This is a genomic window from Agrobacterium sp. S7/73, from assembly GCF_019355535.1.
In the GTDB taxonomy this organism is placed as follows: domain Bacteria; phylum Pseudomonadota; class Alphaproteobacteria; order Rhizobiales; family Rhizobiaceae; genus Agrobacterium; species Agrobacterium tumefaciens.
Genome location: NZ_CP072137.1, coordinates 1,592,490 through 1,605,316, shown reverse-complemented (window position 1 = coordinate 1,605,316; position 12,827 = coordinate 1,592,490). Strand labels below are relative to the sequence as shown.

At 60.6% G+C, this 12,827-nt stretch carries 13 protein-coding genes; 2 read left to right on the top strand and 11 right to left on the bottom strand.

The window, feature by feature from the left end; all coding sequences use genetic code 11:
- Positions 1-59: 59 nt before the first annotated feature.
- Both J5276_RS22310 and J5276_RS22305 read left to right on the top strand, forming a co-directional pair.
- Positions 60-1,070: an ABC transporter permease gene (locus tag J5276_RS22310; protein ID WP_003518086.1), complete on the top strand. Its 1,011-nt coding sequence runs from the start codon at positions 60-62 to the stop codon at positions 1,068-1,070.
- Positions 1,063-1,983, top strand: a complete 921-nt coding sequence (locus J5276_RS22305) for an ABC transporter permease (protein ID WP_013762302.1) — start codon at positions 1,063-1,065, stop codon at positions 1,981-1,983. The genes J5276_RS22310 and J5276_RS22305 overlap by 8 nt, the downstream gene beginning before the upstream one ends.
- Positions 1,984-2,019: 36 nt before the next feature.
- Here the strand turns inward: J5276_RS22305 and J5276_RS22300 are convergent, their stop codons facing one another.
- The 11 genes from J5276_RS22300 to J5276_RS22250 form a co-directional block, all read right to left on the bottom strand.
- Positions 2,020-2,370 (bottom strand): ribbon-helix-helix domain-containing protein, encoded by a 351-nt coding sequence (locus J5276_RS22300; protein ID WP_003518088.1) that lies wholly within the window; start codon positions 2,368-2,370, stop codon positions 2,020-2,022.
- A 71-nt stretch (positions 2,371-2,441) separates the two neighbouring features.
- Positions 2,442-3,008, bottom strand: a complete 567-nt coding sequence (locus J5276_RS22295) for a DJ-1/PfpI family protein (protein WP_019566944.1) — start codon at positions 3,006-3,008, stop codon at positions 2,442-2,444.
- Positions 3,009-3,103: 95 nt separating this feature from the next.
- Positions 3,104-4,501, bottom strand: coding sequence for an amidase (locus J5276_RS22290; RefSeq protein WP_065658495.1), 1,398 nt, complete (start codon positions 4,499-4,501; stop codon positions 3,104-3,106).
- A 53-nt stretch (positions 4,502-4,554) separates the two neighbouring features.
- On the bottom strand, positions 4,555-5,376 hold the full coding sequence (locus J5276_RS22285) for an ABC transporter permease (RefSeq protein WP_013762300.1): 822 nt from the start codon (positions 5,374-5,376) through the stop codon (positions 4,555-4,557).
- Positions 5,373-6,323 (bottom strand): ABC transporter permease, encoded by a 951-nt coding sequence (locus J5276_RS22280; RefSeq protein ID WP_003518092.1) that lies wholly within the window; start codon positions 6,321-6,323, stop codon positions 5,373-5,375. The genes J5276_RS22285 and J5276_RS22280 overlap by 4 nt, the downstream gene beginning before the upstream one ends.
- A gap of 229 nt (positions 6,324-6,552) precedes the next feature.
- Positions 6,553-8,088: an ABC transporter substrate-binding protein gene (locus J5276_RS22275; RefSeq protein WP_003518093.1), complete on the bottom strand. Its 1,536-nt coding sequence runs from the start codon at positions 8,086-8,088 to the stop codon at positions 6,553-6,555.
- 186 nt (positions 8,089-8,274) lie between these two features.
- Positions 8,275-9,177 carry a LysR family transcriptional regulator gene (locus J5276_RS22270; protein ID WP_013762298.1) on the bottom strand — a complete coding sequence of 301 codons (903 nt, stop codon included), beginning with the start codon at positions 9,175-9,177 and terminating at the stop codon, positions 8,275-8,277.
- Between the two features lie 67 nt (positions 9,178-9,244).
- Positions 9,245-9,994: an ABC transporter ATP-binding protein gene (locus J5276_RS22265; protein WP_003518095.1), complete on the bottom strand. Its 750-nt coding sequence runs from the start codon at positions 9,992-9,994 to the stop codon at positions 9,245-9,247.
- Entirely contained in the window at positions 9,991-10,827 is an 837-nt protein-coding gene (locus tag J5276_RS22260) for an ABC transporter ATP-binding protein (protein ID WP_003518096.1), read from the bottom strand. The genes J5276_RS22265 and J5276_RS22260 overlap by 4 nt, the downstream gene beginning before the upstream one ends.
- Complete coding sequence (nikC, locus tag J5276_RS22255; RefSeq protein WP_003518097.1) at positions 10,824-11,756, bottom strand: nickel transporter permease; 933 nt, start codon at positions 11,754-11,756, stop codon at positions 10,824-10,826. The genes J5276_RS22260 and nikC overlap by 4 nt, the downstream gene beginning before the upstream one ends.
- Positions 11,753-12,820, bottom strand: coding sequence for an ABC transporter permease (locus J5276_RS22250; RefSeq protein ID WP_003518099.1), 1,068 nt, complete (start codon positions 12,818-12,820; stop codon positions 11,753-11,755). The genes nikC and J5276_RS22250 overlap by 4 nt, the downstream gene beginning before the upstream one ends.
- Positions 12,821-12,827: the final 7 nt, after the last annotated feature.

Below are 12,827 nucleotides of genomic sequence, written 5' to 3'. Positions count from 1 at the left end.
GCCCCTGACGGGGGGACCGCGCTCATTTTGCGAGACCCTGACGGTCTGGAGACTTTCCGATGTTTACCTTTACGCTCCGGCGGCTTGCCTTTGCCGTACCGACGTTGCTCGTCATCAGCTTCGTCATCTTCGCCCTGCTCGATCTGGCGCCGAATGATCCGACCGGCGACCTGCCGCTGACCATTCCGCCCGAAGTGCGCGAGCAGATCCGCGCCTCGCTCGGTCTCGACCAGCCCTTCTTCATCCGTTACATGCTGTGGCTGCAGCAATTCTTCATCAATGAACCGCTGAACCTGTTCGAGAAGCTGACAGGCTGGCAGATCGGCGACGGCAGCCGCATGCGTGTGCTGTCCTGGGCAACGCGCAGCCCGGTGGTCGATCTCGTCATCCAGCGCATGCCGCAAACGCTTTGGGTCGTCGGCCTTGCCTATCTCTTCGGCGCGCTTCTGGCGATCCCGATCGGCGTCATTTCCGCCTACAAGCAATATTCGATCTTCGATCAGATCGGCACCTTCGTCTCGATGGTGGGTTATTCGGTTCCCACCTTCTTCACCGGCGTGCTGCTGGTCGTCATCTTCAGCTCCTATCTGCAATGGTTCCCTTCCGTCTACGACACCAATCTGCAGGTGACTGACTGGGGAAGCCTCGTGGCACAGATCAAACAGATGTTCATGCCGGTTCTGGTGCTGACCCTTTACAACGTCTCGCAGATCAGCCGTTTCGTGCGCGCCTCGATGCTGGACAATCTCCATCAGGACTATGTACGCACCGCGCGTGCCAAGGGCGTGAAGGAAAAATCCGTTCTGCTCGTTCACGTCCTGCGCAACAGCCTTATACCCGTCGTCACCGTCATCGCACTCGGCGTGCCGACGATCTTTTCCGGCGCCATCATTACCGAACAGATTTTCCGTGTGAACGGGCTTGGCCAATTGCTGATCACCGCCGTTCAGGGTGCGGATATTCCGCTGGTGCAGACGCTGACCTTCATTTTCGCGGTGCTTATCGTGCTCTTCAACCTGATTGCCGACGTGCTTTACGGCATTCTCGACCCGAGGATCCGCTATGACTGACGCCACCCTCGCAGCACCAGCCGTCGCCGCCACGCCTGTGCAATCGGCACTTGCCGATATCTGGAAACAGTTCCGGGTCCACAAGGGCGGCGTGGCAGGCCTGTTCGTTTTCATCTTTATTTTGCTTGCGGTCTATGTCGGCCCCTATATCCACACTGTCGCGCCCAATGCCATCAATGTGAAGGAACGCAACCAGTGGCCGTCGCTGGCGCATCCCTTCGGCACCGACAATCTGGGCAAGGACATGCTGGCGCAGGTGCTGGCGGGCGGGCGCATCTCGCTTGCCGTCGGCATCACCGCCATGCTGCTGGCGCTGTTTCTCGGCACGCTGGTGGGGGTGCTGTCAGGCTATTTCCGAAGACTTGACGGGCCGCTTATGCGGCTGACGGACCTTTTTCTGGCCCTGCCGCTGCTGCCACTGCTGCTCGTCATTCTCATGCTGTTCCGCGATACGCTGCGTGCCGCTTTCGGGCCGGAAACCGGTATCTTCATCCTCATCGTCTTCGTGATCGGGGTAACCAGCTGGATGCATACCGCACGCATCGTGCGCGGCGACGTGCTGACGATCAAAAGCCAGGAGTTTATCATGGCGGCGAAATCGAGCGGCATGCGCGAATACCGCATTATCCTGCGCCATATCCTGCCGAATGTGTTGAGTTCGATCATGGTCTCAGCCACGCTCGGCATCGCCTCGGCCATCATCACGGAATCGGCGCTGTCCTTCCTCGGCCTCGGTTTTCCGTCCGACTTTCCGACCTGGGGACGGCTGTTGTTCGATGGCGCCAACTTCCTGCAGCTGACGCCCTCGCGCGTGCTGTGGCCTGGACTGGCAATCTCGCTGACGGTTCTGAGCGTCAACTACATCGGCGACGCCGTGCGTGATGCGCTTGATCCAAGGGCGCTTAAGAGCTGAGGCGAAGGGCGCGGTGGCTGCGCCCTTCCCTTTATCTCAGTGATAATTCATCTTTTCCGCGTCGAGAATGCTGTCTGCATCCAGCGCAGCAATCGGAATGTCGCTGCGCGCCGGAATATCGCCGGAAAGCTGCAAGGCCAGATAACGCCCGCAGCAGACTCGTAAAAACGAGGTGAAGTTGCCGAGATCATGCCCGGCATCGATCGATTCATTATAAAGCTTGGCAATGAGCTGCGCGCTGTTCATGCCATCGCGGCGTGAAATCTCGTCCAGAGTCGTCCAGAAGAAGTTTTCAAGTCTGACGCTGGTGACCATGCCATCGATCCGCAAAGACCGGGTATGGCTTTCCCAAAGCGTCGGGTCTGCCTTGATGAAAAGCTTGCACATGGTGTCCTCCCTCAGCAAGCTGCAGAAGATAGACGGGAAACGGGACCGGTAAAAGCCCCATTCCGCCGGCCTTATCTGCCGAGCACCACCATGAATTGCGAAAGCCATGCCGGATGCGCCGGCCATGCGGGCGCCGTCACCAGCTTGCCGTCGGTAACCGCCGCATCGATGGCGATATCGGCATAGGTACCGCCCGCCAGTTCCACCTCGGGGCGGCAGGCCGGATAGGCCGAGCAGGTGCGGCCCTTGAGGACACCCGCAGCCGCCAGCAATTGGGCACCGTGGCAGACAGCCGCGACCGGCTTGTCAGCCTCGAAGAAATGCTTCACGGCGGCAAGCACATCCGCATTCAGCCGCAGATATTCCGGCGCGCGACCACCCGGAATGACCAGCGCGTCGTAATCCGCGACCATGATATCGGCAAAAGTTGCGTTGAGCGCGAAATTATGGCCGCGTTTTTCTGAATAGGTCTGGTCGCCCTCGAAATCATGGATCGCGGTCGCGATCGTCTGGCCAGCCTTCTTGCCGGGGCAGACGGCATGCACCGTGTGACCAACCGCAAGCAGCGTCTGGAACGGCACCATGGTCTCGTAGTCCTCGGCGAAATCGCCGGTGATCATCAAAATCTTCTTCGGCATGCTTGCTCCTCCCATTTCGAATGCCCGGGGCACCGTAACAGGAGGGGTGGAGAAGCGGGTATTATGGCTATACTACAGGGCCGATAAAGACGGGATCAGCGCGCTTTGGGCGGCTCCGGCCAGCGACGAACACCGCCGCCCCAATCCTCGAAGGCGTTGGAAAGCTTGAGAACGAGCAGATCCGCGTAACGCGGGCCGACGATCTGCAAGCCGATGGGCATCCCGGATTTCGAGAAGCCGCAATTGATCGAGGATGCCGGCTGTTCCGACATGTTCCAAGGGACGGTGAAGGCGATATGTTCGAAGGGTCGCTCGGGGTCGTTGGTGGGCGAGGCCCAGTCGGCCGGATAGGAGACGACGGGATTGACGGGTGAAATCACCACATCAACTGACTGCATCAACCGCCCGCAGGCTTTGCGCATTTCCATGGTCTGGTTGAAACCGAAAACGGCACGCGCGCCGGAAACATCAGCGCCCTTCTGCGCCCATTCGTGAATATAGGGAAGGATCGCCGCGCGTCGTTCGTCACTCAGCGCCGCCATATCGCCCCAGAATTTCGCCCGCCAGAAATCATCCAGCCCATCCAGCATGTCCCGAGACAGCACCGGCTCGACCGGGACCACGATGGCACCTGCATCTTCGAACAGCTTTGCGGACGCCAAAACAGCATCCCGCACCTCATCGTCCAGAGCCAAGCCGCAGCCGGCATCCAGCATCAGGCCGATCCTCAGGCCCTTTACGTCGATATCGAGGTCCATCCAGTTGATATCGTTGGGCGGCAGCGCGGTGCCGTCACGCCAGTCCGGGCGGGAAAGCGTGGCCATGGCATAGGCGGCGTCAACGACGGTGCGGGTCATCGGCCCGGCGCAGCGGCCTGTATAATAGGGATCGACGGGTATGCGGCCCTGGCTGGGCTTGAAGCCGAACAGCCCCGTCCACCCCGCCGGTAGCCGCACCGAGCCGCCAATATCCGTACCGATATGCAGCGTGCCGTAACCCGCAGCACCGGCAGAAGCCGCACCGGCACTGGAGCCGCCGGGGTTCTGTGTCGGGTCCCACGGGTTGCGGCTGAGCTTGTGGAAACTGGAAAGACCCGATGACAACATGCCGTAATCCGGGCAGGTGGTTTTGGCGTAAATGATGGCGCCGTCCTCGCGGCAGCGGGCCGCAACTGGCGCGTCTTCCAGAGCCGGCACCAGTTCCACCGCTTTGGTGCCAAGCGGAACTGGCTGGCCTTTGGTGGCGATCAGTTCCTTCAGCGACACCGGAATCCCATCGAGGGCCCCGAGCGTTTCACCTTTTTGCCAGCGCATCGTCGAGGCCAGCGCCTGCTTGCGGGCATCCTCGGGATCATAGGCGTAAAGCGCGTTCACCGTGGGCTCGAATGCGTCGATACGGGCCTCTACCGCCTGCCAATATTCCGATGGCGACAGCTTCTTTTGCCCGTAAAGCGCCAGGATTTCGAGCGTGTTGAGGTGTATGAGATCGGTCATAAGCTTCGTCTCGTCAGAAAACAGATAATATGGGCGATATCGGCTTGAAGCGGTCAGCTGGTATCGCGTGGGTCCAGCAGGTCGCGCAGGCCATCGCCAAGCAGATTGAGGCCGAAGACCGCGAGCGCAATGGCAAGGCCGGGCATGATGGCAAGCCAGGGTGCAGCACCTAGATAGGTCTGCGCATCGGCCAGCATCCGCCCCCAGGTGGCGGCCGGCGGAGGCATGCCGAGACCGAGGAATGAGAGTCCCGCTTCGGTGAGGATGGCAAGGCCGAGCTGGATGGTCACCTGCACGATGATCTGGTTGGAAATATTCGGCACGATATGAAACAGCGTGATCTTGGCGCGGTTCTGGCCGATGCTGGTGGCGGCGGTGACATATTCCCGCGACCATATCTGCAAGGCCGCACCCAGCGTCAGCCGCGCAAAGACCGGCACCATGAAGGTGGCAATGGCGATGATGGCGGTGAACCGCCCCGTACCGATGAACGCGCCGAGCATCATGGCCGACAAAATCGGCGGTACGGCGAAGATGATATCGCAGGCGCGCATCACCAGGGTTTCAGTGAAACCGCGCAGTGCCGCGACCGATACGCCAAGCGCCGTGCCAATGAGCGCGCCGATCGCAACGGCGGCGATGGAGGTGGAGAGCGAATTCCATGCCCCCGCCATCAGCATGGACAGCACATCGCGGCCAAAATGGTCGGTGCCAAGCCCGCCATAGGCAAAGGGCGATTTCAGCTTCTGGGCAATCTGTATCTTCGTCGGAGAAACCGGCGTCCAGACCAGCGAAAGCAGGGCAACCGCGACAAGAAAGAGAGTGACGGCGATGCCAAGGACGAAAGCGGGGCGGCGGCGGATCAGTCGCATCATCGTGCACCTGCCCGCAGTCTTGGATCGATAAAGAGATAGGCGATATCGACCAGAAAATTCATGACGATGACAAGCGCCGAGAAGAACAGCACGACGGACTGCATGACGACGATATCCCGCTGGGTCAACGCCTGATAGGCAAGCCGCCCGAGGCCCGGCAGGTTGAAGACATTCTCCACCAGCACTGCCCCGGCAATCAGGAAGGTGAATTGCAGGCCGATCATGGTGACAACGGGGATCATGGCGTTCGGCACCGCATGTCGCCACAGCGCTACCCGCTCGCTCAGCCCCTTGGCGCGGGCGGTGCGCACGAAATCCTCGTTCATTACCTCAAGTACTGCCGAGCGGCAGACGCGGGTGAGGACGCCTGCCTGCGACAGCGCAAGTGCAATGGCTGGAAGCACAAGCGCGATAAATCCGGCAGAAAAACTCGGACGCCAGCCGGGAAAACCGCCTGATGGCATCCAGCCGAGCGTGGTGGAAAAGACGATGATGAGCAGCAGCCCAACCCAGAAACCGGGAACGGCAATGCCGACATGGGAAAACAGCCCGGCTGCGAAATCCACCGGCCCGTTTCGGCTTCTCGCTGCCGCGACGCCGAGCGGAATGGCGATGGCGACCGATAGGCAGACCGCGAGCAGCGCAAGCGGCAGGGTGACGGCAAGCCGCTCGACAATAAGCCCCGCTACCGGCACGCCGTAGGTGTAGGATTGTCCGAGATCACCCCGGAATACGCCTGCAAGCCAGTGGATGTAACGCAATGGCAAGGGCTGATCGAGACCCATCTGCTTTTGCAGCGCGAGAAGCGTATCCGGGCTCGCCGACGTACCGAGCATGATGGCCGCCGGATCACCCGGCAACAGCCCCATGATGATGTAGATGATGAGCGACACCGCAAACAGCGTGACGATGAGGCTTGCAAGGCGCCGGACGAGAACGGCTAACATCTGGCATTCTTTCCTTGCGTTGTTTCGTTTCGGGATGTGGCGGATGGATTTATTGTCATCCCCGCACACTCTTCCCTCACCCCTGTGCTTGTCACTGGGATCCAGCCGAAGCGTGCCTGCGCGGCGGAAAGTTTCCTTTCAGCCCAACGACTTGGGCTGGCTGGATTTCTGTGACAGGCACGGGAATGAGGTGGTGGGTAGGAATGCGCCTCGCCGTTCACAACAAACGTCACTCTTCCCAATGCACATCCGTCAGCACATTGGACGGAATGGGTTCGTTTTCCCACAACCCCTTCAACTTCTTGTCCCAGACGCCGAGTTTCGGCATCACGAACAAGAACAGCGCCGGCACATCTTCGGCGAGGATTTTCTGGGCTTCGCCGTAAAGCTTTTCCTGCTCGGCCGCATCCGCCGTCTTTTCGACATTGGCGATGACCTCGTTGAAGGCAGGGTTCTTATAGTTGAAATAATAGGGATCACGGGAGTAGATATCGATATCCATCGGCTCAGCGTGGGCGACGATGGTCATGTCGTAATCCGCGCCCTTCAAAACATCCGCCACCCATTTTGCCGGAAATTCCGTGGTCTCGATGGTCATGGTGACACCGATTTCGGCCAACATCGCCTGGAGGATTTGCGAGGTCCGCTGGGCATAGGCCATTTGCGGGGCCTTGATCGTGAAGCTGAAACCGTCGGGGTAACCCGCTTCGGCAAGAAGCGCCTTTGCCTTGTCTATATCGTAAGAATGAACACCGGTCGTATCGATGTAACCGCGATCGTTCGGCGTGTAGTGGCTGCCGATGGCCGTGCCGTAACCCGACCATGCGCCTTCAATCACCGTGCCGCGGTCCACCGCCATCATCAGCGCCTGGCGCACGCGCTTGTCGTTGAAGGGTTTGCGGGCATTGTTCATGCCAGCCACGACCTTGAGTTCCGTATTGCCGACGAAGGTACCGAGACGCGCATCGCCGTCGAAGGACGTCATCAGTTCCGGCGCGCCGAATTCCGGGAAGGCATCGATATCGCCGGATTTCAGTGCCGCTGCCTGCGCCTGCGGATCGGAAACGAAGCGGAAGGTGGCCTTTTCAAGTTTCACCGCCACCGCCTTGTCCCAATAGGCCGCGTTCTTCTCCAATTCCACCTTGTCGCCCTTGGCCCAGTTTGCGAACTTGAACGGGCCGGTGCCGATGGGCGTGGTACGGTTATTGTCAGCGCTCTTCGGCGCAACCATGACGGAGGCCGGCCAGCCGAGCCAGTAGATCAGGCTGCCCGCCGGCTGCTTCAGCTTCAGTACCAGCGTCGCGGCATCCGGCGTTTCTATGCTCTCGATGGCGGTGAAGAAGCGTTTTTGTGGGTTTACCGACGTTTCACCGCGCGCCCTGTCGAGCGAAAATTTCGCAACAGAGGAATCGAAGGCCTCGCCGTCGTGGAAAGTAACACCCTGGCGCAGCTTGAACGTATAGGTCTTGCCATCGGCTGAAATTTCCCAGCTTTCGGCAAGCTGCGGTTTCACCTTGCCGTCGTGGTCGATGGTGACGAGACCTTCGAATATGTTCTGCCAGCTGACCTGACCGATGGCGACGGGTGCCGCAATTGTCGGGTCGAGACCCGTCGGCTCCACTGTCATGCCCAGCGTCAAGGCGGTCTTTGGCGCGGCCGCGGCGTCCGTCATCGAAAGCGGCATCCAGAGCGCCGTCCCCAGTGCAAGCGCAAGCGCGGCGCGCCGCGTAACTTTCAGCGGCTGCGAAAAATAAGTGCGTGGCATCATTGTCCCCTGTCTGGCGGCCGAGGCATTTTTGCCTTTCGAAGACCGCCCGTTGCAAAAAGAGTGTCATGTTGCAGGCGCACACACAATCGTGATTTTTGTGTGCTCCGTGTAGCTGAAATGGCTACACGGAAATACGGATGGAAATCAACCGGGATGGACAATTCTCCAGGCTGACGAATTCCCCTACCCCGCTGTCGCCTCGCGCATGAAACGCTCGATGAAATCGGCAAGCTTGGAGGCGGCGAAGGATAGTTGCCGGTCGGGCGCCACGCAGAGATCGATCTGGGTGTGGATGCCCTTCTTGCCGGAAAGCGGAACAGCAACCATCTGGCCGCTGCGGATTTCACGCGCTACCGACAAGGCAGGCAACAGCGTGGCCGCCGCATGGCCCAGAACAAGTTCCTTCAGCATTTCCAGCGAACTGGTGATAAAGACGGGATCAAGCTCGATACCGGCATCGGCAAACAGCGTATCGAAGGCCTGACGCGCCGCGAAACTCTTGTCCGGCAGGGCAAGCGGCAGGCTGGCCAGTTCCTTCAGCGAGACTTCCGCCTGCGCGGCAAGCGCATGGCCGGTCGGAAAGATAGCATCGTAACTGATACGGGTGCGCGAGCGCACTTTCACGCCGGAGACCTTGGGCGCAAAAAGGCTGACGACCAGATCCGCTTCGGCTGCACCCAGTGCTTCCATCGCCTGGCGCGCGCTGGTGATGTGCACCTCGAAGCGCAACTGCGGATATTTGAGGCTGAACTGCGCCAGCACCGGCGCCAGAAGGTTCGCAACCGTCGCGCCATTGGCATAAACGGTGACCCGGCCGCGCTGAAGCCCCTTCAGGTCATCGATCAGCTGGTGCACATGATCGAGTTCGCGCAGCGTCTTGCCGGCGCGGGCAGCCAGCAATTCCCCCGCCGCCGTCAGCTTCACGCCCCGGCTGGAACGCTCCACCAAAGGCGAGCCAAAATAATATTCGAGGTTCTCGATCTGGCGGCTGACTGCCGTCGGCGCGACATTCAGGTTTTCGGCAGCGGCGCGCATGGAATTGGTGCGGACAAGTTCGTCGAAATACATCAATGCGCGCAATTGCATGGTCGGGATACCCTGTTTTGGCCGACACTGTCCGTCATGCCGGGCTTGACCCGACTATAGCGGCAGCTCAAGCGCGCTTGAAGCCCTCGCTCGCCACCAGCAGCTGCCTGGTATAATCCGCAGTAAACTCGCGGCTTTCCAGCGCTTCCGCCTCCAGCATTTCTACCACCTTGCCGCTTTTCATCACCGCAAGGCGATCGCACATGTGGCTGATGACGCCGAGATCGTGGCTGACCATAACGAAGGTGAGGTTGCGGTCCTTGCGGGCCTGTTCCAGCAGATTGAGGATTTCCGCCTGGATGGACGCGTCGAGCGCCGAGGTCGGCTCATCCAGTAGCAGAATCTTCGGCTCGACGATCAGCGCGCGGGCAATGGCGATACGCTGCCGCTGACCGCCGGAAAGCTGGTGCGAATAGCGGAAGCGGAAACCGGTGCCGAGACCCACCTCATCAAGCGCGCGCGCGATCCGATGCTCGCGATTGTCGAGACCATGGATGACGAGTGGTTCCAGCAGCAGCGCATCCACTGTCTGGCGGGGGTGCAGGGAACCGTAAGGGTCCTGAAACACCATCTGCACATCGCTATAGAAGCTCTTGTCGCGGTGCTTGCTCGAATAGGAGCGACCGGCCACCATCAACGAGCCTTCGTCGAAATGGTTGAGGCCGGCAATCGCCCGAAGCAGCGTCGACTTGCCGGAACCGGACTCGCCGACGATACCGAAGGACTCACCCTCGGCCACATCGATGCTGACGCTGTCGAGCGCGATATATCCGTCGAAATCGACCACCATGTCTTTGATAGAAAGAACCGTGCTCATGCGCGCCACTCCGCCTTGCGTTCCAGAACCGGCAGCGGATGCCGGTGGCCGCCAATTTCCGGCAGGCAGTTCAAAAGACCCTGCGTATAGGGATGCTTCGCCTCTTTAAGATTGGCAGAAGACAGCTCCTCAACGACCTTGCCCGCATACATGACGAGAACGCGGTCGCAGAAAGACGACACCAGCCTCAGATCGTGGCTGACGAAAATCAGCCCCATGCCGCGGTCGCGAACCAGCTTGTCGAGAATATCGAGCACTTCGAGCTGGACCGTCACGTCGAGCGCGGAAGTCGGCTCATCGGCGATCAGAAGTTCCGGGCCGCATACCAGCATCATGGCAATCATGACGCGTTGGCCCATTCCGCCGGAAACCTCGTGCGGGTAAAGATCGAACACGCGCTCGGGATCGCGGATCTGCACCGCCTCCAGCATGGCGAGCGTGCGTTGGCGCGCCTCGCCGGAACCGATGCTTTCATGGGTACGCAGCGTTTCCATGATCTGGCGGCCGATGGGCATGACCGGGTTCAACGAATATTTCGGGTCCTGCAGGATCATGGCCAGGCGCTTGCCGCGCATGAGCCGCCGCTCCTTTGCCGAAGCACCGAGAAGATCGACATCTCCGAAGCGCAACACATCGGCCTCGATGCGCGCACTTTTCGGGGTCAGCCCCATAATGGCGCGGCCGGTCTGCGATTTGCCGGAGCCGGACTCGCCGACGATGCCAAGGCGTTCGCGTCCCAGCGTGAACGAGACGCCACGCACCGCCTCCACCAGCCCGGTGCGGGTGGGGAAGGAAACGCGCAGGTTCTCGACGGTCAGAAGCGGCGCGCTCATTGGTTCGCCTCCTTGGGGTCCAGCGCATCGCGCAGGCCATCGCCCAGAAGGTTGAAACCGAGGCTGACGATCAGGATCGCAATACCCGGCATGGCGGCAACCCACCATTGATCGAGAATGAAGCGGCGTCCGGAAGCAATCATCGCGCCCCATTCCGGCAGCGGCGGCTGTGCACCGAGGCCAAGGAAGCCGAGACCGGCTGCTGTGAGGATGATGCCCGCCATATCGAGCGTGACACGCACGATGAGCGACGACATGCAAAGCGGCATGACGTGTTTCAGAACGATGCGGAACGGCGACGCGCCCATGAGCTTGACCGCCGCGATGAAATCGGAATTGCGGAAGGTCATGGTTTCGGCGCGCGCGATGCGCGCATAAGGCGGCCATGAGGTGACCGCGATGGCGAGCACCGCGTTTTCAATGCCCGGTCCAAGTGCGGCCACCAGCGCAAGCGCCAGAACCAGCTTCGGAAAGGCCAGAAAGATATCGGTGATGCGCATCAGAACGGCATCCACCCAGCCGCCGGCATAACCCGAAACGGTGCCGACGATGAGTCCGATGGGTGCGGCGATGATGGCCACCAGAAGCACGACGAACAGGGTCAGCCGCGAACCGTGGATGAGGCGCGAGAGAATATCACGCCCCTGATCGTCAGTGCCGAGCAGGTAACCTTCTGTCCCCGGAGGCAGAAGCCGGGCATTGCGCAGATCGCCCTGCACCGGATCGTGTGGTGCAAGCACATTGGCGAACAGTGCGACAAGCAGCAGCGCAATGATGATGCCGAGGCCAAGCAGCGCCAGCCGGTTTTCCGAAAAGCGCCGCCAGATGACATAGGCACGGCCTAGCCGTGCCTGCCTGCGCGAGGCAGGCCGGTCGGAGAGCAGCCATTCGCGGCTGTAGGGTTTGAGTGTATCGGTCGAAATCGTCATCGGCTGCGCGTCCTTGGGTCGAGCGTCCGGTAAAGCAGATCGGAGAAGAGATTGATGCCGACGAAGATGGCGCCGATCACGATCGTGCCGCCAAGAACGGCATTCATATCCGCATTCTGCAGGGAATTGGTGATGTAGAGGCCGAGCCCCGGCCACGCGAAGATGGTTTCGGTCAGCACCGAACCCTCCAGCAGACCGGCGTAAGATAGCGCAATCACGGTCACCAGCGGCACGGCGGCGTTGCGCAGAGCGTGAAACCAGATGATGCGCGTTTCAGAAAGCCCCTTGGCGCGCGCCGCAACGATATATTCCTGGGCGAGCTCATTCAGCATGAACGAACGCGTCATGCGGCTGATATAGGCCAGCGAAAAATAGCCGAGCAGCGAGGCGGGCAGGATGATGTGGCGGAACAGATCCCACAATACGTCCCATTGCCGTTGCCAGATCGCGTCGATCAGGAAGAAACCCGTGACCGGCGTAAAGGTGAATTCGTAGACGATATCCATCCGGCCGGGATAGGCGACCCATTGCAACCGGGCGTAAAACACCAGCAGCGCCAGGAGGCCAAGCCAGAAAATCGGCACGGAATAGCCGATAAGGCCGATGACGCGCACGACCTGGTCGGCAAAGCTGCCGCGCTTGACCGCGGCAAGCACGCCGAGCGGAATGCCAAAAACGGCGCCGATGATGGTGCCGAGCGTGGCAAGCTCTATGGTTGCCGGGAAAACCCGCTTGATATCCTCCATCACCGGGTTGGTGGTGAGGACTGAGATGCCGAAATCACCCGACAGCGCCTGCTTCAGATAGATGAAGAACTGCTGCCAGAGCGGCAGGTTGAGGCCGAGCTGCTCACGCACGCGCTCGACCACATGCGCAGGCGCGCGGTCGCCGACGATCGCCAGTGCGGGATCGATCGGCACAACGCGGCCAATGAAAAATGTGACCGCCATCAGCCCCAGAAAGGTGGTGATGACGGTGACGGCGAAGCCGAGAATGGCCTTCGCGCGGGCGTTGGCACGGCGTTTGCCCTGCCTCGCCCGGCTATTTGCTTCAACGATGCTCAAGAGACCG